At 41.0% G+C, this 24309-nt stretch carries 18 protein-coding genes; 10 read left to right on the forward strand and 8 right to left on the reverse strand.

Annotation, left to right across the window (positions count from 1 at the left end; genetic code table 11):
* Nucleotides 1-279 precede the first annotated feature (279 nt).
* Together RMZ42_RS07310 and RMZ42_RS07315 are read right to left on the reverse strand one after the other, a co-directional pair.
* Nucleotides 280-1056 (reverse strand): glycosyltransferase family A protein, encoded by a 777-nt coding sequence (locus RMZ42_RS07310; protein WP_322670784.1) that lies wholly within the window; start codon nucleotides 1054-1056, stop codon nucleotides 280-282.
* A 340-nt stretch (nucleotides 1057-1396) separates the two neighbouring features.
* The gene (locus tag RMZ42_RS07315; protein WP_322670785.1) at nucleotides 1397-2188 is read right to left on the reverse strand and encodes a hypothetical protein; all 792 of its coding nucleotides are present in this window, start codon (nucleotides 2186-2188) and stop codon (nucleotides 1397-1399) included.
* A gap of 153 nt (nucleotides 2189-2341) precedes the next feature.
* On the opposite strand from RMZ42_RS07315, the gene RMZ42_RS07320 reads away from it, so the two are divergent.
* The 3 genes from RMZ42_RS07320 to RMZ42_RS07330 all read left to right on the forward strand — a co-directional run bounded on the left by RMZ42_RS07320 (nucleotide 2342) and on the right by RMZ42_RS07330 (nucleotide 6291).
* Nucleotides 2342-3241, forward strand: coding sequence for a hypothetical protein (locus RMZ42_RS07320; RefSeq protein WP_322670786.1), 900 nt, complete (start codon nucleotides 2342-2344; stop codon nucleotides 3239-3241).
* A 14-nt stretch (nucleotides 3242-3255) separates the two neighbouring features.
* The gene (locus RMZ42_RS07325) at nucleotides 3256-5178 is read left to right on the forward strand and encodes a plasmid segregation protein ParM (protein WP_322670787.1); all 1923 of its coding nucleotides are present in this window, start codon (nucleotides 3256-3258) and stop codon (nucleotides 5176-5178) included.
* A gap of 288 nt (nucleotides 5179-5466) precedes the next feature.
* Nucleotides 5467-6291, forward strand: coding sequence for a M90 family metallopeptidase (locus RMZ42_RS07330; RefSeq protein ID WP_322670788.1), 825 nt, complete (start codon nucleotides 5467-5469; stop codon nucleotides 6289-6291).
* Nucleotides 6292-6424: 133 nt separating this feature from the next.
* On the opposite strand, the gene RMZ42_RS07335 is transcribed toward RMZ42_RS07330, so the two are convergent.
* Both RMZ42_RS07335 and RMZ42_RS07340 read right to left on the reverse strand, forming a co-directional pair.
* Nucleotides 6425-6880, reverse strand: a complete 456-nt coding sequence (locus RMZ42_RS07335) for an EVE domain-containing protein (protein ID WP_322670789.1) — start codon at nucleotides 6878-6880, stop codon at nucleotides 6425-6427.
* Between the two features lie 134 nt (nucleotides 6881-7014).
* Entirely contained in the window at nucleotides 7015-7659 is a 645-nt protein-coding gene (locus tag RMZ42_RS07340) for a class I SAM-dependent methyltransferase (RefSeq protein WP_322670790.1), read from the reverse strand.
* A gap of 128 nt (nucleotides 7660-7787) precedes the next feature.
* Here RMZ42_RS07340 and RMZ42_RS07345 point away from each other — a divergent pair, with 128 nt between their 5' ends.
* The gene (locus RMZ42_RS07345; protein WP_322670791.1) at nucleotides 7788-9446 is read left to right on the forward strand and encodes a glycosyltransferase family 39 protein; all 1659 of its coding nucleotides are present in this window, start codon (nucleotides 7788-7790) and stop codon (nucleotides 9444-9446) included.
* 309 nt (nucleotides 9447-9755) lie between these two features.
* Here RMZ42_RS07345 and RMZ42_RS07350 read toward each other — a convergent pair whose 3' ends face one another.
* Nucleotides 9756-11480 (reverse strand): hypothetical protein, encoded by a 1725-nt coding sequence (locus RMZ42_RS07350; RefSeq protein ID WP_322670792.1) that lies wholly within the window; start codon nucleotides 11478-11480, stop codon nucleotides 9756-9758.
* A gap of 483 nt (nucleotides 11481-11963) precedes the next feature.
* Between RMZ42_RS07350 and RMZ42_RS07355 the strand changes: the two genes are divergently transcribed.
* The 5 genes from RMZ42_RS07355 (at nucleotide 11964) to RMZ42_RS07375 (ending at nucleotide 17993) form a co-directional block, all read left to right on the forward strand.
* Nucleotides 11964-12431 (forward strand): MarR family winged helix-turn-helix transcriptional regulator, encoded by a 468-nt coding sequence (locus tag RMZ42_RS07355; protein ID WP_094348154.1) that lies wholly within the window; start codon nucleotides 11964-11966, stop codon nucleotides 12429-12431.
* Between the two features lie 161 nt (nucleotides 12432-12592).
* Nucleotides 12593-14065 carry an HlyD family efflux transporter periplasmic adaptor subunit gene (locus RMZ42_RS07360; RefSeq protein WP_322670793.1) on the forward strand — a complete coding sequence of 491 codons (1473 nt, stop codon included), beginning with the start codon at nucleotides 12593-12595 and terminating at the stop codon, nucleotides 14063-14065.
* A gap of 270 nt (nucleotides 14066-14335) precedes the next feature.
* Nucleotides 14336-15595, forward strand: coding sequence for an MFS transporter (locus RMZ42_RS07365; protein ID WP_322670794.1), 1260 nt, complete (start codon nucleotides 14336-14338; stop codon nucleotides 15593-15595).
* A gap of 170 nt (nucleotides 15596-15765) precedes the next feature.
* On the forward strand, nucleotides 15766-17361 hold the full coding sequence (locus tag RMZ42_RS07370) for a DHA2 family efflux MFS transporter permease subunit (protein WP_322670795.1): 1596 nt from the start codon (nucleotides 15766-15768) through the stop codon (nucleotides 17359-17361).
* Between the two features lie 50 nt (nucleotides 17362-17411).
* Nucleotides 17412-17993, forward strand: a complete 582-nt coding sequence (locus tag RMZ42_RS07375; protein WP_322670796.1) for a Uma2 family endonuclease — start codon at nucleotides 17412-17414, stop codon at nucleotides 17991-17993.
* Here RMZ42_RS07375 and RMZ42_RS07380 read toward each other — a convergent pair.
* The 3 genes from RMZ42_RS07380 to acs form a co-directional block, all read right to left on the reverse strand.
* A complete protein-coding gene (locus tag RMZ42_RS07380; protein ID WP_322670797.1) occupies nucleotides 17990-18769 on the reverse strand; it encodes a Uma2 family endonuclease in 780 nt (259 codons plus the stop codon). The genes RMZ42_RS07375 and RMZ42_RS07380 overlap by 4 nt on opposite strands.
* 555 nt (nucleotides 18770-19324) lie before the next feature.
* Nucleotides 19325-20005: a tetratricopeptide repeat protein gene (locus tag RMZ42_RS07385; protein WP_322670798.1), complete on the reverse strand. Its 681-nt coding sequence runs from the start codon at nucleotides 20003-20005 to the stop codon at nucleotides 19325-19327.
* A 129-nt stretch (nucleotides 20006-20134) separates the two neighbouring features.
* Nucleotides 20135-22108, reverse strand: coding sequence for an acetate--CoA ligase (acs, locus tag RMZ42_RS07390; RefSeq protein ID WP_322670799.1), 1974 nt, complete (start codon nucleotides 22106-22108; stop codon nucleotides 20135-20137).
* 542 nt (nucleotides 22109-22650) lie between these two features.
* Here acs and RMZ42_RS07395 point away from each other — a divergent pair.
* Nucleotides 22651-24225, forward strand: coding sequence for an adenosine deaminase (locus RMZ42_RS07395; protein ID WP_322670800.1), 1575 nt, complete (start codon nucleotides 22651-22653; stop codon nucleotides 24223-24225).
* Nucleotides 24226-24309: the final 84 nt, after the last annotated feature.

Consider the following 24309-nt stretch of genomic DNA (forward strand, 5'->3'; position numbering starts at 1 on the left):
AACCTTAATTTCTCGTTGCTCCTCCCTTTCCCCGTGGGAGGGAGAGGTTCATCGAACTCACGTTAAAATAATGCATTAGACGTAGGTTGGGTGGAGCGGAGCGCAACCCAACATATATCAGGATGTTGGCTTTGGCAAAGCCTCTACCCAACCTACAATTTTTTGCAACATTTTAGCCTTGCCATGCCACTACGGCACAATTTCAAGCTTTTGGTGCGTTACACTTTGCTAACACACCATATAAGACTATTTATGAGATGAGATTTTTCCAAAAACAATTTAAAATTCCGATAGTTGAAAAATCTCTCTGGATTGCTGTAATTTGTATAATCCAAATTCATCTTTTAATGATTGATTTAACAATTTCCGATTAAAAATACTAAATCTTAATCTTTTTGAATTGTTAAAAAGATTTTCTCCTGTTTCCAAAATATAAACTGCACCTGGAAATGGTAATGATTTAATAGCTTTTGCTTTGCTCTTTAAAATATCTCTGACTTTAGCGTGATCTATATAATATTTATAGTATCCGTAGCCACGATTATATTCTGCTGTTTCTGGCAAATCATTCAAATCATATCGAATAATATTACAAGTTCCACACATTTTATAAAAATTGCTTCTCTTGATATATATATAATCACTGCCTTCTTGATATTTATAACCTTTATTTATAAACCATCCATTAGAATCAGGGTGTTGTTGAACAAATTTGGCTAAATTTCTACTCACACAATCGTCGGCATCAACTGTCATAGTGTGAGTGGGATAGAATTGACGAGCATACATCAATCCTTTTAAGATTTTACGCCCTTTATCTGTGTCTCCTTTGGCTACAGGGGTAGGCTCGTTTGCAAGTGAAAAATCAACTGTGATGTATGTAATATGAGGATGAGTAAATTCTATTTTGGGCTTTTCGTTACAAACAACAATAACGTGAAAGTTAGGTGAGGTTTGATTGCAAACTGATTTAATACATCTTTCAAATAATTGTGTAACACGCTCCCAGGAATTGGAAACTTGTGCACTTTTGAGTGGGATAACAAAAACAAGCACTATATTTTATCAGAACAAACAGCTAGGAATCTCGAAGCAAATAATAACACGCTAAGACTGACGCTAAAACTAAATGTCAGTAGATCGAAAAGTTTTGTAAGTTGACGAAAGAATCAGGGTTTCAGACGAGGTTTTGCTGTTGACGATCGCGAGCGATGTCTACGACGAGCTACGCCTATGCTTGTACTGCATCCTTAAACCACCAACAACGCTCGTTCCTTGAAAAGCAGACTCTAACAGGATTCCGGCAAATTGTGTTCCTAAACTCTAATTAACAGCTGGTAAGGGTTCTGGAAAACTTTTCGGTCTACTGACAGTAACAGAGGCCAATTACCCGATTTCAGGCAATTCGAGTTACTTGCTGATTCACACGAGGACGGCCAAAGCGTTCCCAAGCACTCCCTCCTCGCAAAAATAGCTCTAAAAAGCGCAATGGTTCCCCTGAATCGCCTCTTGACCAACCGGAACTACCAGGAGCAAAGGCTAAAGTTCCTTCAGATACCTTGAAACTGCCATCAGAATATACCGCATCACTAACCACATCTCCAATTCGGATTACGATCTTGCTTTGAGGCTCCAAGTTAAGCGTATGCGCCCCAATAGTTGTTTTAATGTTGCCGTAGCCATCAATCCAGGCAATGCGATCTGATGGAACATCTGGAATTTGCTCACTCTTGAGGCTATCTCCCAGAATGCTAAAATCTTCATTCATAATCGCAGCCGCAGCCGGAGGAAATACATCTCGTGAGCGAAACTGCGAACCACCACGGGAAACGTTGACCACTCGCAACTCCTTTGTATGGTCTTTGATAAAGGAGAGGGTGTAGCCTGCATTCACACCCACTACTTTTACACCATTGGATAGAAGGGCATAAGTTAGACCTTCACCTTCATTATCTCGACGAGCTTCAGGATCGTCCTGACGAGGCGCACAGTTGTGATAAATTAGGCGATCGCTAGGCCCAGGGTTAAGTCCTAGTTGGGCAATCCAGAATCCCGTTGCCAAGGTACTGAATGCTGGAACCGAAAGCAAATGAATTTGGGCATCGGGAAAAGCCATCAGCAGACGTTGTGTGACTTCTGTAAATGCCGGATCTCCTGTACCGTAGTCTGCAATGACGCAGATAAACATTCTGCTCCTCCTTTTGATGGGGTAATTTGCAATCAACCTAATTCATAATTAGTAATTATGAATTATTTCGTCATTATCTGATTACAAGGTGAAATGAAAAAATGAGTATTCATTTCACTCCTAATTAATAACGTTAAAGTCTTAGTCAACGCAATGAAAACAATTACTTCACTTTTTAGCGAAGAACGCAACCAACTCCAGATAGATATTGATAACACAATCGGCATTGAGCAAATAGTTAAACTGGTTCAAAACCGACTCGATAATCTCGAAAGAATTTACATTGAAAAGCTTAATTTGGCTCAAGTTCGTCTGGCTTCCTTTTTCTTGGATACGCTACGGCAGTCTATCGCCACTCTGGCTGCGGCTAACTATCTTCAAGTTGCTCCAACAGAACAAAGGCAAATTACTAATATAGGGCCAAAGTTGTTTAGCAGCAGATTCATCCTAAAACTGCTAAAGGGACTAATTTATATAGGCATCTTAGGTTCGTTGTTTTCTTTAACTAAAACTACCCCAGGTGCTTGGATGGCTATCTTATTAACATCTCTACTTATCGGACTAGAAATTGTACTTCAACTCGAATTAAACAACCAGCAAAATGATTCTATATCCGAAGGAGTATTGGAATTACCTCAACCGATTCTCCGGGTTGATAGCAAAGTATTTCTAGATCACCTTGGCGATGCTCTCAACACTATCGACCTAGCAGTAGCTAGAGTAGGAGAATCAAATAAACATGAAGGCGACTTAGCAATAGAAGAACTGCCAGAGCTATTGAATTTTCTCCAAAGACTAATGGGCGCATCCAAACTTGATAAACCTCAAATGGCTTATGAACTGGCGAAACTTCTGCCACAGATTTTAATGTCTCAGGGAATTAACGCTCAAATTTACCGATCGAATAGCGATCGCGAATATTTTGACTTTGAGCCAAGTATCGACCCCGATACCAAAGAACACGTGACTCTAACGCCGGCTTTGTTAAAAGGCGATCGCTTGATTAGACGCGGTAGGGTAATTGAACCAGCATATTCCTCTGCTAGAGAATAATAGACAATAAGGGTATGGAAATTTTAGAAACAATCGGTTTTGATTTGGGACACGGTGAAACGGCTGTAGCGAAAGCGATCGTGGAAAGCATCGAACCTCCCCAAATGCTGGAGATAAATAACAAGAAGAACCAAATTACAGCCCTTGGCTGGCATCCCAAACTCGGTTATCTTGTCGGGGAACAAGCATTAATTCAAGCTGGCGTTACTCAACTGACAATCTCTTTCAAGCAAAAACCCAACAACGATCCCAAATATCGAGAAACAATTAGCACTTTTGTGGCAACCTACTACCGCCTTTTGAAAGAAAGCAAACAACTTGCAGGTGGGGAAAGTAGCTATTTTTACATTGGTTGCCCTTCAGGATGGACAATTAGCGATCGCACCGAATACCAAAAGCTGCTTCAAGAAGCTGGCATTCCCCAACTAAATGTTGTACCCGAATCGCGGGCTGCTTTCATGCAAGCCAAGGAAGCCGGGAAGTTGGAGTATGACAAACTTCTGGCATCGGTGCTAATTGTCGATATTGGTTCTTCAACCACAGATTTTACTCTGGTTAAAAGTTTAGAAGAAATCCCGATAGATTTCGGGAGTAATACATTGGGAGCATCCCTAATTGACAAAGCTATTTTTGCCCGGACTCTCGCCAACCACGAACAAAAAGCATTACTGGAAAAAGTATTTCAGGAATATCCCCATCACCAAGCTCGTTGTGAACTTGCTTGCCGCAAAGCTAAAGAAGATTACTTTTCTAATGAACAGCTATACAGCGATCCTGCATCCTTTGCGCGTGGGTTCGAGTCAATCAACGAACAGATTTATTTTATTCCTCAAGTGAATAAATTGATGATCGAGGAAATTTTAAATCAACCCTTACCTGAACTGGAAAATCATAGTTGGATTAAATCATTTCGCGATTCTTTAACCGAGGCAAAAGAAAAGCTGGAAAAACTTGGAATCGTGCCCAAACTTGTGCTGATGACTGGCGGTGCATCTCGAATGAAGTTCACGCATGTTCTTTGTCAGCAAATGTTTCCCGAACCAGAAACGCTGCTTCGCCCCGATCCAGAGCCAGAAAGGTGCATTGCTATGGGTTTAGCACGAGTAGGGCGATGGGATCTGCGTGCTGCTGCTTTTAAGCAAGAAGTGAACAAACTATTTACCTCGAACCAGCTTAAAGGTTTGATTGAAAGGCATATTCCAGAGTTAATCGAATCACTAACTAAGCCTTTGGCGGATGGCTTGATTGTCAACGCAGTTAAACCAAGTTTAAAAGATTGGCAAAAAAACAAAATACGGACTTTAGCCGATTTGGAAACAGCTTTGATCGGTCGGGCAGAACAGTGGCTCAAAAGCGATCGCGCTGTGCAGATAATTAATCATCAATGCGCTTCTTGGTTTAGCAATAAAATCCAACCTGATTTAGCCGCACAAACCGATCCAATCTGTCGAAAGTTTCAGATACCTAGAAGCAGCTTAAGGTTCCAGGATAGTATTGACCCAACTTTTGTTAACCCAGAATTACAAATTGGAGATGCTATTCTGGCTGAGACAGTAGCATTTATCGTCAATATAGTAATTGGTGGAGGCGCTGTGGCAAGCATCATCACTCTCATCCTAACTGGGCATTTAACCTGGCCGATTGCACTAGTATATGGGGCTTCGTTGATGGCAGCAGGAATGGAGCTAAATCGTAAGGGTGTTCAAGAAGTAATTAAGACAAATGTAGATGTACCTAGTTGGATTCGTTCTAATTTTTTGAGCGACAAAAAAATTGAGGATATATGCGATCAAATAAAGCCGGAGTTAGAGAAAGTTCTTCAAGAACAACTGACAGCAAATCAAGAGGCTTTTGACAAACTGATTGTCAAAGTTGAGCAAGGACTTCAAACAAGCCTTTCCACTAAGGTTCAATCTTGCATAATTCTGATTCAATAGCGGTGATGAGTGGCAGGAAATATAGCTTTTTAAAATTATTATGACATCGCCTATGTATTTTAAAAAAGTGGCAAGAGATAGTTAGAGTACTGGCAACGGCAAATAAATAGGAACACAACAGGAACAACTATAGCATTTCCTAATCGATGTACATCATAGCCCGCTCCTTGCTTGCGGGGAGGGGGTTGGGGGTGGGGTTCTCATACCTCACAAAAGCAGATAAACGCTATATTTCATCTAATTTTTCTACTTAACGGTGATTTCAATATGTAACCTGTTCAAAAGTCAATGATTCAAACAATAGTTGTCTTTCTCATCATTGGACTGATTATCGCTGGGATTTTAATCAATCCGATTTTAGTCAAAAGACGAAGAAACCGTCTCAAACATCGTCCTTTTCCTCCACTGTGGAATGCCATTATTGAGAATAATCTTCCCATTTATCTCTGTCTTTCTCCCGATGAACTCAGACGACTTCAGGGACATATTCAAGTATTCTTAGCAGAAAAGCAATTTATTGGCTGTAGAGGATTACAGGTGACAGAGGAAATGAAATTAACTCTTGCTGCTGTTGCCTGTTTACTCCTACTAAATGAACGTGGGCAGTACTTTCCCAGACTTCGTTCAATTCTGGTGTATCCCAACGCTTATTTTGTTCAGGAAACGAATTCCGTCGGAAAATATGTTGTTGAGGAAAGGCGTGTGGCCAGACTGGGTGAATCGTGGACAAATGACCAAGTAGTAGTGTCTTGGGAACAGGTGAAACAAGACATTAATAACTGGAGAGATGGACGTAATGTTGTGCTTCATGAATTCGCCCATCAATTAGATCAAGAAGATGGTAAAGCTGAAGGAGTTCCAATACTGCAAAACAACTCAGACTATGCTATTTGGGCAAAGGTAATGACAGAAGCATATCAACAACTTTGTAATGATGTTCTACAAGGTGCAAAGACGGTAATGGATAGCTATGGCGCAACAAATCCCGCAGAATTTTTTGCCGTAGCGACTGAAACATTCTTTGAGAAACCACACCAATTGTTATCCAAGCATCCGGCACTTTATGAACAATTGCAACGTTATTATCAATTAGATCCCGTGCAATGGGTGTGAAGTAAGTCGGCAAGAAAAAATCACATTATGTTCAGTTAATCAACTTTCCTTCAAAATATTTTACGAATTATGAATTACGTTTGCGCAGCGTTAGCGACGCAGGAGCGTCATTACGAATTACGAATTATTTTAACTAGGAGTTTTTCATCGCCAGAATCTTCAAAGCGACTGCTTCAGGGACGGGCATCACTGATAACCGATTTCCTTGTTTCACCAACATTAACTCTTCGGCGCTAAACTTATCTTTGAGTATTGATAGCAAGATGGGGTTAGAAAAAGTCTCAACAAATTCCACTACAACTGTTTGCCAGCGAGGTGATTCGGAACTTGATTTCTGGTCGTAGTATTGACTTTCTGGCTCAAACTGGGTCGGGTCAGCAATATCTTTTTTCACTACACGCATTAACCCAGCAATACCAGGAGGATTAGTGCCGGAGTGATAGAAAAAAGCTAAGTCTCCTTCATCCATTTGGCGCAAGAAGTTGCGAGCTTGATAATTGCGAACGCCGTCCCAGATAGTCTCTTTCTGCTGTTGAAGGTCAGCAATACTATAGGCTTCTGGTTCTGATTTCATTAACCAATAATTCATCTACACAATTTATCTATATATAAAACTATTTTAATTTTGAGCAGGTAAATAAGTTCGTAGTAAGGACTTTAGTCCTTATTTTCTAAGCACTAAAATGCTTACTACAAACCCTCTTGCACTAGTGAATATTTGGCTTAACTGCGGTAAGCTATGACGGCATAAAACGGATCTCCTCCAGCTGCACCCAACCACTGTAAGATATTCGGTAATGTTGATTTATGAGCTATAACTTCTGCGGTTGTAAATCCTGGAACTGATGCGAAGTAAGCTTTGACTAATTCTACTCGCTGTGCCTCTAAAGCCTCCCGCCAAGCTTGAATAGCCTTTTCAAAAAACATCCGGTTAGAAAAGCTGATAATTGCGACACCGCCGGGTTTCAAGATGCGGTAAATCTCGGAAAATACTGCTTCTGGATATTGCACATATTGCACAGATACGCAATTGAGAACAGCATCAAAATCTTCATCTGGTAAAGGTAGCTGCGGATTTTCGTTAAGATTTTGCACAAAGTAATGATTTAAGCGGGGATTTCGTGCTAATTCCTCAGCGTTGAGTCCGTGTCCTTCCACATGGTCAAAGTGCATCTCTTCTGGTAGATGAGACACCCAACTGCTCATCATATCAAAAATGCGGGTGTTGGGTTTGAGGCGATCGCGATATAAATCCGTTAGCTGTTGAATAAATCCTTCATCGACATGGGTGACGAAGCGAGGATAGGTGTAGAACAGTTTATCGTCTGTGTCATCTAATTTCAGGCGCTGATTCGGTCTTAACTGCATAAATCTCTGTTTTGGAGTACTGTTTCCGAAATTTGCGGCAATTTCAGATACTTTTTCACAAACACTATGTAACATATTTTAATAACAGCAGGATACCTAAATAGCAGCATTCAATTTTTATCAATTTAATGTTATATAAACTACACTTCTTACAGCATATTTGGCGACAAATCCGCCTAATCGCATCATTACCCTATTTTAGTTTGTTAGTTTGGATACTGCCCTTATTACTATTTACTTCTGGACATAATAGCCTGATGGCACATGATGAAGCACTTTACGCATCACGTGCGCGTCTGATGTTTGATTCTGGTAATTGGATAGCTCCTTGGGAAACAGCACATCATAAAACTCCTGGGCCTTATTGGTTAATTGCCAGTTTCTACAAGTTGTTTGGTATCAGTGATACTAGTGCGCGTCTTCCTAGTATGATTGCTGGTATTTTTAGCTTGTGCCTTGTGTATGAAATTGGCAAAATTATGCTATGCAAAAAATTAGGTTGGCTAGCTGCTGCAATTTTAAGTGTGGAATTTCTCTGGCTACAATACTCTCGTTTAAGTACACCTGATGTACCGATGGTTCTCTTGGTGCTTTTAGCTATTTTGTCTTTAATCAAAACGGAATTATATCCCAAATATCGCTACTGGTGGAGTTTTCTAGCTGGTTTAAGTTTAGGTTTAGGCTTCTTAGTTAGAAGCTTTATGATTTTTTTGCCAATTATAGCTTTATTACCTTATTTAATTTGGGAAAATCGCCGTCATCGTCATCTTACTAACCCAATTTTATATTTAGGTTTTTTCGTAGGTTTAATACCTACCTGTGTTTGGCTGTGGTTAAGCTGGCTGCACTACGGAAATAATAGTTTTGAGGAATTACTCAAGTTTGTTGTACAACTAAGTTCTGAAGAGCGGGACTCTAATGGGCTACTATTCTATTTCTGGAATATTCCTGTAAAAGCATTTCCTTGGGCTTTGTTCGGACTTGTAGGTTTGTTTTTAACTCTCCGTCATCCCATTCCTCGTTACCAGTTAATATTAGTTGGCTTTCCACTTGTTTTATTTATAGAAATTAGTATTTTTAGCACTCGTTTATCTCACTATAGTCTTTGCCTTTATCCGTTCATCGCTTTGTTTGCATCTGTAGGTTTAAACTGGCTAGGCAATATTTACCAGACAGGAATTCCCCCACACTTCCCTCTTCAAAAAAGTAAAAAAAAGATATTGAACCTTTTTGCAAAAAAGAATCTTCCCCGAAACCTCAGTTATGGCTTGGGTGGATTAGGTATTTTACTTGTTATAGCGAGTATTGGCATTTTTAGCTGGGGTAGTTATGATATCCGCAAGTATGCAAGTATTGGCTTGGCTATGGGCTTGGGTTGGTTAATTTTACCTGTGGTGTGGATTGCTCGTTACCACTTTGACAAAAAGTTTCTTACAGCGCGTTATTGGATTGCAGGTTGGTTAATTCCCTGTTGGCTGGCCTTGGCGACGATAGGTAGCATAGGTCTGTTAAGTGATTATAACTCTGGTTTAAAAACTTTTTTACAACAAAGTGCGATCGCTCCAATTCTCCAATCTCATCCTACGTACTATGTGGAGATGGACGCTAAAACGAAAGTACTGCTTAATTTCTATCTTCCTACTCGCCCGCAACCAGTAGTCTCTATTTCCCAAGTACCAGCTTTGAGCTATGCTTGGATCTATGCTAACCAGTCTTCTCAATTATCTCGACCTCACCGCATTATCGGCACTGTCAAAGAGTATCAGTTGATTCAAGTTCTTCCCTAAGAGGATTTTTGAAAAGTCCTCTTCTTGGTAGCAAAACGTTCTAGATCCCCCTAAATCCCCCGATAAATTGGGGGACTTTGAAAGGTTTTGCCCCCCTTTTTAAGGGGGGTTGGGGGGATCAATAAGTGCCTAAAATCACAGCCAACCACTTTTCAAACAACCTCTAAGACATTATATTCAAGTCTTTGCTAAGTATCTAGGCATAAATAAATGTCAAGTTTGTAGTAAGGACTTTAGTCCTGATAATCCTTGCTCTGAGCGATAAATCGCTCACTACAAACTAGGAGTTTATTTTATATTTAATTATGTCTACCTACTTACTGCTTTGATACATTCTGTTTTCAGAAGAACTAAATTATCAGTCTCAAGAACTGCACAAGAGTTAATTAATGTTGCTAAAACAGGTAGAGCCTTTTGTAAATTTGCGTTTGCTTGTTGTGCCGCTGGCTGATATTGTTGTAGCCAAGTGTTTTTAGTTATATATTCTGAAAGGAACGCAGAACGTTCTAATAACCAAAAAGTTATGTGGTATTTTTGAATAAAGTCTTTAACCTGATTAATATCATCAGTATATTGAGCATTAATCAGGTCAATCATCCGCTGGCGAAATTGAGCGTAATATTTTGTATGAATTGGTAATGCATATTCTTTACCCACCAAAATTGTTCTTTGAGCAAAGATAGGTATGTTATCTGCTTCTTGGGAAGTAGAAGCTATGACAATATTTTGCGGTTGCTTTTGCAAAAAGTTATATAATGTTGGGGCTTGACCTGCTAAATAAGGGGTTTTGGGAAAAACTTTTAAGCTACTAGGGTACAAAACCAGTCCTGCGCCAAGGATCGTAATAGTCCCTAAAATTAAAATTTGTCTGCCATTTTGTCTCGACCATCGCAATGCAGCATCTAAAATTATGGTAATAAAGATTGCTGCTGCAAGAGCAAGTACTATCTTCAAAGTATGATGGGTGTAGCGGCTAGGCCAGTGCAGTTTAAAAGCTAAGGCATGGGCAGTAAAAAACATGATTAAACTAGCTATTACTACCTGTAGTAATAGTTTGACTTCATCCTTTACTTGTTTAGTTAGGAGAAAGTGATACTGGAATTTCAGGATAATTGGTAATAATAAACCAAATAATAGTTGAGGAGGTGCAATTAAAGCAAAAAAACCGCTATCTCTACCATCAAACCAATAACTAATAATATTATGAGTAAAATACCTGAATCTTCCTCCATCCCAGTACTCTGGCATAGTTCTCGCAACAGCAGCAGTAATTGTCGGGCCAAATTGTGATGATTGAATAGTATAAGGTAAAATTAGGATGCCAGCAGTTATAGTGGCTGCTACAAATAAAATAAAATCTTTTCGATTATGAGAAATAGTTATCTGCCCATTATGCCAGCGAAATAGTCTCAAAAGTAAAATTAATAAATTGATAAAACCTATGATAGGGTATATTAAACATTGAAGCGCAAATACAATTAATATACCAAATACTGAAGAGCGTATTAAATAATATATAAAAGCTAAAACCAGGGGATAAATAAAATCTCTAGGTGTAGCAGAAAATAGGTCATCATGAAGGCAAAGGCTTTGATTTAAAAGTAAAGAGGCGAGAAATCCCACCATTGGTACTGGTAATATCTCCATAGCAACTACAAAGCAATAGCTAGTTGTAATTAGTCCCAGTACTAATGGAAAAATTTTGCCAAATAAAATTGGATCTATATTTAAAGCTGCAATTATTTTATAAACAATACCATATCCAATTGGTGTCACCGACTGAAAATAATCAGCAATTAAATCCCCAGGAAATAAATCTGGGTTAAAGTAACGATAAATCCAAGAAATATATTCTCGTGCATCGTCGCTCACTATATATTTGCTGGTGAAAGCTTGTCGCAGCCCCATCAAAATATAACCAACAGCAAAAGTTAGACTGAGACTGTACCAAAAAATAACAGTCAATCTAGATTGATGTCGGCTTTTTTGAGTAATAGGTGTTGTTAAAAATTTTTGTAATAGTGAAATTAGCATTGTACGCGTCTATGTCTGAAGAAATTATGTTAATTAGGAAAATCAAAAGCTTTTTTCAATTTTTATGATTGTACAATCTTCAAGTACTGAGCGGTTATTTATAAAGTCAATAATTCTAGCAACGCTCTGTTTTTTACTCAGAACGAAAGGTCATGAAAGCCGAACTGTCTGGATTAAGCTGGGGACTGGGGACTGGGAAGAAGGAATAAAGGTGTACTGAGTTTTTTCACGCAATCAAATATGAGTCCTATATCTTCCCATTCATATCCAACAAGTAGCCTCTATTTCGCAAATACCAGTTTTGAGCTATGCTTGGATCTATGCTGACTAGTCCCCTAAATTACCTCGGTTTTACCGCATTCTTGGTACAGTAAAAGAGTACCAGTTGATTCAAGTTCTTCCCTAAGATAGATGTAAAGTAATTATTGCTAAAAGAAATTAGTTTAGTTAGAATAATAGTACGCACACTAAGTATTTTGCTAAATGGTTTCTACATCTAATCACTCCCCAACCTTAGAGTCGTGGCAGCAAAATCTGGCACCATATAATTTGGGCTACAGAATCAAATTAGTCTCGCAATTGCTGAGTCGCAAGTTTACTGAGAGGCTAGAACCCTTTGGATTGACGCCATTTCACTGGTTGGTGTTGTGCTGTCTTTGGCAAGAAGATGGTCTACCTACTTCTAGTATTGGAGACAAACTCAAACAAGTGGGAGGCACTTTAACAGGCGTACTAGATCGGATGGAAGAACGCGGTTTGGTGCGTCGCGAACGCGACACTCAAGACCGGCGCATCTGGCGAATCTGGCTCACGGATGCAGGAAAGGAACTAGAAGCTGTTTTACCGCCAATCGCCGCAGCCGTGCGTGATGAAGCAATGGATGGTATTTCCTTTGCCGATCGCGAACTGTTTTCCCAAATCTTGAATCGAGCGATCGCTAACCTGTCTTAAAGATGATTTTATAATCACCCGACCGGGGGAGGCAGTGTAAAGATATGTTTTGAGATAATATTACGCATACTAAGGAATAAGGATTTTTTTCCGGGAAAACTACGCATTCTAAATAAACGACTATTAATCAAGTTATTGAACGGGCAAACGAGGTAAGAATCATGGGTGCTAATACTTTAAACGGACGCAACGGACACAAAACCCCAACTTTAGAAAAAGAAGTGATTCCCGATTTAGAGACTTTAGAAACTGTTACTACAGAGACATCCACAACAGCAGAAGCACCTGTTGTAACTCCTGAGACGGAGAAAGAAGTTCCAGCAAAACCGAAGCGGAAAAGACCGACTGGTTTAATTTTGGCAGGATTAGGCGTAGGTGCGATCGCCGCAGGTACTTTTGGTCTTCACTACTGGCAATACGCCTCTACCCACCAGGAAACAGACAACGCCACCGTCGCGGGAAATATTCACCAAGTTAGTAGTCGCATTCCCGGAACTGTAAGTGAAGTGCTGGTGAATGACAACCAACTGGTGCAACCGGGACAATTGTTGGTGAAGTTAGATCCACGGGACTATGAAAGTAAGGTGCAACAGGCACAAGCCGCCCTCGAAAATGCTCGTGGTCAAGCGCAAGCTGCTCAAGCAAATATTGCTTTGAGTTCACAAACCACCACTGGTAAGACAACTCAAGCGCAAGGAGATGTCAGTGGTGCAGTAGCAGCAATTTCTACAGCTCAAGCAGCAGTCCAAGAAGCTCAAGCTGGGATACCAGCAGCGCAAGCTGAAGTCAGACTAGCCGAAGCAGGAATTCCTGCCGCCCAAGCGCAGGTAGCGCAAACAAATGCGAATTTGGAAAATGCCCAAGCAGATTACAATCGTTACAACCAGTTGTATCAATCAGGTGCGATCGCTCGCCAGCAGCTAGACGCATCCAAGGCCGCTTTTAACGTGGCTACAGCACAAAGGAATGCTGCTCTTCAGGGAGTACAACAAGCTCAAGCCAGGTTAGCCTCTGCGAGAGTTGGTGTTGCCAAAGCCCAGTCTCAACTAGCACAGGCGCAAGAAAATGTCACCAACGCCCAAGCTAAATTGGCAGCATCTAAGGGAGGATTGCAACAAGCTACCGCAGGCGGACAAGATACCACAGTCAAACGCAGTCAATACGAAGCGGCAAAAGCAGCGATCGCGCAATCAGAAGCATCGCTCAAAGATGCACAATTGCAACTATCCTATGTAAATGTTACCGCCCCCAGTGCTGGACGGGTAGGTAGAAAAAACGTGGAAGTTGGCAACCGCGTTGCAGCAGGAACACCATTAATGGCGATCGTGGATAACAGCTATTGGGTAGTTGCGAATTTCAAAGAAACTCAATTAGAAAAGATGCGCCCAGGAGAGCCAGTAGAGATCAAGCTAGATAGTTTCCCTCATCACACCTTTATCGGTCGTGTTGACAGTATTTCGCCAGCTTCCGGCGCTCAGTTTGCCTTATTGCCACCGGATAATGCTACAGGTAACTTTACTAAAGTCGTCCAACGCATTCCAGTAAAAGTAGTTTTCGACCAAAAGAGCATTCAAGGATATGAATCGCGGATTACTCCTGGGATGTCTGCGGAAGTTGCGGTGGAAGTCAAGTAATATCATGTTTCCCAAATTACCCATAATAAAAGAACCCCACCCCCAGCCCCTCCCCGCAAGCGGGGAGGGGAGACAAAGTGTAGCTTTGGCGGGGTGGGGTTCTTGGGGTTTAGTAAGTAATCAACCAGACATCATTAAATACGAAATTACCTGTAAACAAAATGAAAAACCTCTTTCTGCCTATGACATTCTCCTACATCTAAAGAGAGGCGTATAGAGATCGGGTGAAATGATATCTATGAAAGCAGATTGGTATAAAACAAGCCTGAGATGAAAAAACCGCTACTACCTGCATTAAGGTCAAGAAACTACCAACTGTTTTTTGCTGGGCAAGGTATTTCCCTAATTGGGACGTGGATGACGCAACTTGCCACAATTTGGCTAGTTTATGACTTGACAAAATCCCCATTCATGCTGGGAGTTGTGGGATTTTCTAGTCAAATTCCTAACTTTTTTTTAGCTCCCTTTGGTGGAGTATTTGTAGATCGCTTTTCTCGGTATCGTACCTTAATTGGTACGCAAGTCTTGGCGATGATTCAATCGTTGACATTAGCAGTGCTGGCGCTAACTGGAGTGATTGAGGTATGGCACATCATCGCCTTGAGCTTGTTTCAAGGATTTATTAATGCCTTAGATGCGCCAGCCCGTCAAGCTTTTGTGCCAGAATTAGTTGAACGCAGAGAAGATTTAGCCAATGCGATCGCGATTAATTCCACGATGTTCAACGGAGCTAGATTAATTGGCCCTGCGATCGGGGGTTTATTAATTGCTGGCGTTGGAACTGGCTATTGTTTTTTGATTGATGGTTTGAGCTACGTTGCTGTAATCGCCGGTTTATTGGCGATGAAAGTTAAACCTTGGAAAAATTCGGTAACTGATGGTAATCCCTTGCAAAAAGTCAAAGAGGGATTTGTATATGCCTTTAGCTTCCCACCCATTCGCTCCATCTTATTGCTATCAGCTTTAGTCAGCCTGATGGGACTGCAAAACACTATTCTCGTCCCCGTTATTGCCGAACAAGTTCTCAAAGGTGGTGCAGAAAGTTTAGGGTTTTTGATGGCGGCATCTGGAGTTGGAGCCTTAACTGGTGGTATTTATCTAGCTACGCGCCAAACAATCTTAGGAATTGGGAAATTGATTGCTCTAGCTCCAGCAATTTTAGGAACTGGTTTAATTGCCTTTTCTTTATCTAGATTTTTACCACTCTCTTTATTTACAATGTTATTTGTTGGCTTAGGAACAATTCTTCAGATTGCTGCTAGCAACACATTTTTACAAACCATTGTTGAAGACGATAAACGCGGGCGATTGATGAGCTTATACACAATGTCATTTTTGGGAATGATTCCGGTAGGTAATTTATTAGGAGGTTTTTTAGCAAGTCGTATTGGCGCTCCTAACACTTTAATGATTGATGGGATAGCTTGTATTTTAGGGTCAATTATTTTTAGCAGACAGTTACCTGCTTTAAGAAAAATAATGCGTCCAATTTATGAGCAAAAGGGGATTATTAGGACTCAAGAAGTTTAAGATAAATAACCTCAGTTAAATTTAGATTTATGTTAACGAGACTTTCTATAGCAATTCTTTTTTAATTTTTAGCGTTGCTGATTCAAGCTCGCGCAGAGGCAAAGAACATATTGCTATAAGATTCAATAATAAAGTTTTTTGCTACTTAACCTTGAAACTGGAACAAACTTATGGCTAATACAGGTGTAATTCGTCAGCAAGGGCAAAATCCTGCTTTACCACCAGAGCGTGTACCGTTAAGAATCTGGATTGGTGTATTAGCCAGTATGCTTGGTGCATTTATGGCGGTATTGGATATTCAAATAACTAATGCTTCGCTGCAAGATATTCAAGCAAGTTTAGGAGCAACTCTCGAAGAAGGTTCTTGGATTTCTACCGCGTATCTTGTAGCAGAAATTGTGGTAATCCCTCTAACAGGATGGTTGTCACGAGTATTTTCTCTGCAACGTTATTTATTAGTAAATACTGCACTATTTATTTTCTTTTCTATATGCTGTGCTTGGTCGTGGGATCTTAATTCCATGATTTTCTTTCGCGCCTTGCAAGGTTTTAGCGGAGGAGTTTTAATTCCCACTGCTATGACAGTTGTCTTAACAACTTTACCCCAATCAAAACAATCAGTCGGACTGGCTGCATTTGGGTTTAGTGCAGTTTTTGCACCCTCAATTGGGCCGACATTAGGAGGTTGGTTAACCGAAAATTTTGGTTGGGAATACAACTTTTATATCAATGTAATTCCAGGAGCATTAATGCTGGCTGGTGTTTGGTACGGAATTAAGCAAGAAAAACCCCAAATTAATTTACTGAAACAAGGTGACTGGTGGGGAATTATTGCAATGGCTATTGGCTTAGGTTCCCTGCAAGTTGTTTTAGAAGAAGGTAGCCGTAAAGATTGGTTTGGTTCAGGGTTGATTGTGCGCTTAAGTGTAATTGCAGTAATTTTTTTGGCGATATTTTTCTTTATAGAATTAACTCGTAAACAACCATTTATTGATTTACGGCTTGTACTTAGGCGGAACTTTGGTTTAGCCAGTATTGTTAATGTGTCGTTGGGAGTAGGATTGTATGGTTCAATTTATATTTTACCATTGTATCTCGCTCAAATTCAACAATACAATGCTCTGCAAATTGGTGAAGTATTAATTTGGGCCGGTATTCCTCAACTGTTTATTATTCCCTTCATACCAAAATTGATGCAACGCCTTGACGTGCGTTTCATGGTAGCTTTTGGTGTGACTTTGTTTTCCATCAGTGCATTTATGAACTCTGGAATGACTAATGAAACAGGGTTAGATCAATTACGCTGGTCGCAATTTGTGCGTGCAATGGGACAACCCCTAATTATGGTGCCGCTTAGTTCTATTGCTACTGCTGGTTTGAGTCCGAAAGAAGCAGGTTCGGCAAGTGGTTTATTTAATATGATGCGGAATCTAGGCGGTTCTATTGGAATTGCTTCTTTAGCGACTTTATTAGCAAACAGAGAGCAATTTCACTCGAATAGATTGGGTGATGGAGTATCTTTATATAATCCAGAAATTCAACAACGAATTGACCAAATGACGCAGTATTTTGTCAGTAAAGGAGCAGATTTAAGTACAGCCCAAAATCAGGCGATCGCATCTATATCCAATATAGTCCGCCGGGAAGCATTTGTAATGGCTTTTAACGATTGTTTCTACTTTATTGGTATTGCATTATTACTCAGTGGGATTGCTATTTTATTCCTCAAAAAGGTGAAGCCAAGTGGTGGCGCTGTTGCTCATTAGATTTGTGTTCTATCGGTTAAAATGTTTGATAAAACTACTAAGGTACTAAAATGGTCATTAGCCAAAGTGAGTACTATATCTCCCCAGAAGAATATTTAGAAGGCGAGAAAGTAAGTGAAATCAAACACGAGTATATTGATGGGCAAGTCTACGCAATGGCAGGAGCAAGTGATGCTCATGTAACTGTAGTAGGAAACTTGTTTTCCCTACTGCGAAACCATCTCCGGGGTAGTGGTTGCCGTGTCTATATGTTAGACATGAAAGCACAAATTGAGGTCATAAATCGCTATTTTTATCCCGATGTGATGGTGACTTGCGATACACGAGATAAAGAATTTGAATATTTTAAGTGCTATCCTTCCTTAATTATCGAAGTGCTTTCTGAATCAACCGAAGGCTATGACAGAGGGAAGAAATTTGCTAGTTACCGACACTTAGAATCGTTACAAGAATATGTGCTAATTTCACCAGACAGAATGAGTGTAGAATGCTTCCGTCGCAACGAACAAAGACAGTGGGTACTTTACCCTTATGAACAAGAGGGAGAAGTGCATTTAGCTAGCGTTGATTTTCGTTGTGCGATGCCAGAAATATATGAAGATGTAATATTAGTAGATGAGAATATTTCCTAATCTAACATTTCTGGATCAATTCCTAAAGCATTGAGTTGTTCAGCAGATAGCGATCGCAACTTCTCTGTAATTAAGAGCCGCTTTTGTCGTTCAGTTTCAGCGTTTTGTCGCTCAACCACAGCACGTTCCTCACCCGTTAGCAGTAAATTTCCTTGTATATCCCACCACCGCAACCAAGGTAAATCTGCATTTTGATAAAATCCTTGCCAGATTCCTAACTCTACACCCATAGGAGCAATTGGGTAATGTCCTCGTTCATTGGGTTGCATCAGTTGATAAGTATTATCAAGTAGGTGGTAAACTTCTACTTGAGCTTTTGCTACTTCATAAATTCCATAATAAGGCACTCGAATTGCCTGCTCATAAACCCAAAACTTACCAACATTTCCACCTTCACCTTGAGATGGCGGTGTGTTATCTCGTTCTTCTGAACCATCTCCAGAGACAAATTCAATCACAATTAAGGGCGCAACATACTCCTTCCACAACACATAAGAACGGCGCATTTTACCGTTAAGTATCGGTGGTACATTGGGTACATAAAACCAGTCTGGTGCTTCAGCCCCTTTCTCAGGAGGATCTGTTAATCGCCAGTAGATACCAGAATCTTGTCCAATACAATATTGACTGTCGGGATGAAGTTTCTCTAAAACAGGTTTAATTGAATCTGTAATTAAAATGCTTTGCGGATGCTCTTGAAGATTTTTCACGAATGTACCATCTGAGTCTGGTAACTGAGTGTGATCGGGTAAAGTTAATGCCGATAAGGAAGTCATAGGCTTTAACGAAGGTTTGTCTGATTTTTATTGTAGATTGCTATTTTGCTATTTTTGAATAGACATATGACTAAGTTAGATGCCATTTATATAACAAAAGTCAATCTTTCTATATGAAAAAAGCTATTACGATTACTGCGGATATTCTCTATATCCTCATAATCATTCGCATTCGGCTTAACTATAGACAATAGAAAATGAGAACCTATTGCTCGTAAATCGTATGGTATTACATGAGTTGGTATATCAAAAATCCATCCTATGCCTGCCCATGCAGTATTTTCCGAACGTTCCCAGATTACCCTTGTGTATCTCCCATGTGAAAAATCACTCTTACAGTTTCTCTGGCTAACAGAAATATTTCATTCATTACAATACAATATTCTGTTTCGATACTTTTTAGAGGGTGGGATAGCCCACCCCACAATCATTACAAACCAAATGCAAAATTCCGCAGTAATAGATGCATAATACCCGATCGCATTTCTAGCAAAGCATCTTTAAAGCCGATCGCAGGAACTCTTCTTAACTTTTATCCACTGAATAATATGGTTCTCAGGAAACACTAGGCTCATCAGCAGTTTTGATCTCTTTTAAAATTCGTTCTACTTGGTTAACTTTTTCACCTCTATTCTGTTCTTTGAAAATATTTAAAGCTTTTTCTAAAGAAGATAGCGCCTCGTCTTTTTTATTTGTTTGCCACAATGCTATTGCAAAATTAGTCAGCCCTTCGCCATAATTAGGATTAATTTCCAGAGCTTTTTTATATTCAGTAATGGCTTCTTGCCAGCGACCTTGGCTTGCGTAAACAACACCGATCGCATTGTAAGCTAGAGCGTATTTTGGCTTAAGGCGAATGGCTTCTCGATAAGAACTAATTGCATCTTCCGGTTTCTTTTGCCGAAAAAGTACATTTCCCAGTTGAAAGTGTCCGAAAGCATCTTCTGGGAATTTTTTAATTAATTTGCGTAAATTTTCCTCTGCACCTGTTAAGTCTCCCTGACTAAATAAACCATTGGCTTGTTGCAGGAGTTGCGATCGCTCTGGTGTATCTGTACCTGAAGATTGGGCGATTTTTTGTGGTTGTCTCTGTGCAAACTGTTCTGGCGAATGCAAAGAAACTTGTCCAGGAACCGCTAACACTAATGGTGATATCCCCATTACACTGATAATACTCAGCATCATGCAGCCAACAGGTTGAACAAATGCTGATTTGGATTTGCACTTCACCTTCATCGCCCTGAATGCCTCAATAATGTTCTAATCTTTATGATAAATTGGCCTGCGTTAGCGCGTAATGCATCACAAGAGAGACGATAAGGGCGCATATATATATGCGCCCTTATTAAGCTAATTTGGAATTATTTACACACCTTCTCGTAACTTATCCAACACACCCCGATCTTCCAATGTCGAAGTATCTCCAGATACCTCTTGTCCGGCGGCTAGATTCCGCAGCAAGCGCCGCATAATTTTACCCGATCGCGTTTTAGGCAAAGCGTCTGTAAAGCGAATTTCTCCGGGACGTGCGATCGCACCGATTTCTTTGACAACGTGCTGCTTGAGTTCTTTACTCAGTTCTTCACTTCCCTGATAAGTGCCTTCTAAAGTCACAAAAGCCACTACTTCTTCACCCTTAAGTTCATCGGGTTTACCTACTACCGCCGCTTCTGCAACTGCTGGATGCGAAACTAAGGCTGATTCTACTTCCATTGTACCGAGTCGATGCCCTGAGACATTCAACACGTCATCGACACGACCCATTACCCAGAAGTAGCCGTCTTCATCAAGTCTTGCGCCATCACCAGCAAAGTAAGTATAGTTCCCATCTTTAGGTGGAATGTGTTCCCAATAGGTGCGGCGGAAGCGTTCTGGATCGCCGTAAACTGTCCGCATCATTCCTGGCCAGGGATGGCGCACCGCCAAATAACCACCTTCCTTATTGGGTACGGTGTTTCCTTCTAGATCCACGATATCTGCAATAATTCCAGGGAAGGGGAGGGTTGCTGAACCGGGTTTAGTGGGAATTGCTCCTGGTAGCGGTGTAATCATGATACCGCCGGTTTCCGTTTGCCACCAAGTATCAACTATTGGACAACGTTCTCCACCTATAACTTTGTGATACCACATCCAAGCTTCGGGGTTAATCGGTTCGCCGACGGTTCCCAGCAAACGCAACGAAGACAAGTTTCGCGCGTTGGGATGTTGTTCTCCCATCTTAATAAATGCCCGAATTGCCGTAGGTGCAGTATAAAAAACATTAACGCCGTATTTTTCAATTACATCCCAAAAACAGCCAGGATTAGAAGTCCGGGGCGCACCTTCATACATCACTGTGGTTGCACCGTTGGAAAGCGGGCCGTAGACAATGTAGCTATGTCCCGTAATCCAACCGACATCTGCGGTACACCAGTATACATCTGTGTCTTGCAGGTCAAAGATCCACTTGGTGGTGATATGGGTATACAGATTATAACCAGCAGTTGTATGCACTACACCCTTCGGTTTGCCGGTGCTGCCAGAAGTGTAGAGGACAAACAGCATATCTTCACTGTCCATCGGTTCGGCGGGACAATCTGCTGATACACCTTTTTGCAAATCATGCCACCAATGGTCGCGTCCACCCAACTGCATATAAGTTTCTTGTCCGGTGCGCTTGACAACGAGGACATTTTCAACGCTGGGAACAGCACCATCAGCCAAGGCTTTATCTACCTGTGCCTTGAGAGGAACGATCGCATCTTTGCGCCAACCACCATCAGCCGTAATTACCAGTTTAGCTTTTGCATCGATTAAGCGATCGCGCAAAGCTTCGGCACTAAAACCACCAAATACTACGCTGTGGGGTGCGCCGATTCGGGCACAGGCTAACATGGCGATCGCAGCTTCGGGAATCATTGGCATATAAATACCAACGCGATCGCCTTTTTGTACGCCTAGTTGCTTCAATACATTGGCAAACTGGCAAACTTCTCGGTGCAGTTGGGCGTAGGTAAGGGTACGGGAATCACCTGGTTCTCCTTCCCAAATCAATGCGGCTTTATTTTTGCGCCAGGTAGTGAGATGTCTGTCAAGGCAGTTGTAAGAAATATTCATCTTACCGCCAACGAACCACTTAGCAAAAGGTGGTTGCCAATCTAATACTGTGTCCCATTTTTGGAACCATTCTAATTCTTTTCCAGCTAAATCTGCCCAAAATTGCTGCGGATCGGCTTTGGCTTTATCGTAGAGACGCTGATAGTCATCCAGACTTTTGATATGGGCGTTCTGCGAGAATTCTGAACTAGGATGAAAAAGGCGGTTTTCTTGTAGGATTGATTCTATAGTTGGTTGAGACATGATTACATTTACGAGCGGTATTGTTACTGAAAACTATTTTTAGCTTAGTTGTGCTAGACGCTGTTTAGATTTTCGTTAAGCTAGATAAAAATTGCTGAGTTATTTAGTTTACATTCATTTTCATCTAGAACTTATCAGTTAATACCATTATTAAGTCTGAATGAATCTCCAGATGCAATAGAGTTATTAAGGAATGCATCCCAGTTTTTATTTTGCACTGAGAGAATAACTATCATTGCTTACTCCTACGGAGAAGCAAGCTACGCGCCGCGTCTTGTAGAGACGAGGAACTACGAACGTAAGTGCGTGATGCAGACAAGCAATCGCATGGACTAGTTCTTAGTTGAAGATTTTGCGGCGGATTGTGCTGGCAATACTAATGTTAAAAAATGATAAGTTCTGATTTAACTAAATAAAATTAATTAATACGTATCTATCTTAGGTTATAGTTTATTTGGCTTATAAAGATTGATAGTTGATGGTTTTAAACAGCATGATCACTACACTCATACTGGCCATGTTTTACAAAAAAATAAATCTATATGCATAGACGAGCGCCCTTATATTATTTATTTTTAGGAGTATTAACGAGTTCTAGCTGTTTTATCTTCAGTGTAGCAGCCCAAGTCCCATCTAATTCGCAGCAATCCTCGACTCGGAGTGAAGCTCAAGCTGCTAGTTGGTTTGAAGCCCATCGCGCCCAGTCAGGCGCTTTACGAGCATTTGTACAGCGAATGCCGAAGGGAGGAGATATCCACAGTCATTTAAGCGGGGCTGTGTACGCAGAACACTATCTGGAGTGGGCTGCCACCGATGGGTATTGTGTGAATCCAAAGGTAGGAACTTTAGTTGAGCCTAAAGCTTGCGGTCAGGACAGTAGCTATTTTCCAGCTTCAGAATTGTTAAACCGAACATCTATTTATGATTCCTTAATAAATCGTTGGTCTACTCGCAACTTCCAATTTAGTGGTAAATCAGGACACGACCAATTTTTTGAAGCTTTTAGTGGTTTTGGGACAATATCAGACTCTATGAGCCGTCGGGATGATATGGTCGCGTCAGTAGCAAATCGGGCAGCTTCGCAGCATATTAATTATCTAGAGTTAATGCTTACCTTTCAGGGGAGTGAGGTTCGACAGCTAGGGCGTGAAGTTGGTTGGAATAAAGATTTGCAAGAGATGCACCGTCAATTGCTCAAACGAGGATTAACCAAGCTAGTGACACTGGGTAGCCAGGAATTTGCACAGTTGGAGGGCGAAGTCTCGAAAACACTCGGTTGCGGCACTCCATCAGCACAGCCTGGATGTGCAGTGACGGTGCGCTATTTGCAGCAAACGACAAGAACAAAGTCGCCTGTTGAAGTGTTTGCTCAGTTAGCTTATGCCTTTGCACTAGCTTCATCGGATTCGCGGGTAGTTGGCATCAATCTTGTCGCCCCAGAAGACAACCCGATTGCACTGCGCGACTACACCCTGCAAATGCAAATGCTGCAATTTTTCAAACGTCAATTTCCCAATGTTAAGGTCGCACTCCATGCAGGAGAGTTAACTTTCGGTTTGGTTCCGACTGAGGATTTACGTTTTCATATTCGGCAAGCTGTAGAAGTGGCACAGGCATCTCGCATCGGACATGGCGTGGATATTCTTTTTGAGGAGCGTCCCTTCGAGTTGATGGAGCAAATGCGGCGACTCGGCGTATTGGTCGAAATCTGCCTGACCAGTAATGAAGTCATTTTGAATGTCCAGGGAGATGAACATCCTTTTAGGGAGTATTGGAAGGCTGGAGTACCAATGACCCTTGCTTCAGATGATGAAGGCATTTCCCGGATTGATTTGAGTCATGAATATTTGTTAGCGGCAACGAGATATGGACTGGGATATAAAGACCTCAAGCGACTGGCTCGCAATAGCTTAGAATATAGTTTCGCTCCGGGAAATAGTCTCTGGAAGTCGCCTGAGTTTAAGGCAATGGTTCCAGCTTGTGCAAGCGATAGCCCTGGTGAAACCTCTGTTTCTCAAGGGTGCAGTGCTTTTTTGCAGAAGAACGATCGCGCGCGGATTCAATGGCAGCTAGAGTCGGAATTTGCTCGGTTTGAGCCATTGCAGAACTGGCTTTGAGTGATTTTCACGAAAAATGTAAAGCGACAAATTAGAAGTCAAGTTTTTCATACCTGCAAGCTTTACTGGAAACAATACCTTTGC

The organism is Nostoc sp. DedQUE05, assembly GCF_034530955.1.
Classification (GTDB): domain Bacteria; phylum Cyanobacteriota; class Cyanobacteriia; order Cyanobacteriales; family Nostocaceae; genus Nostoc.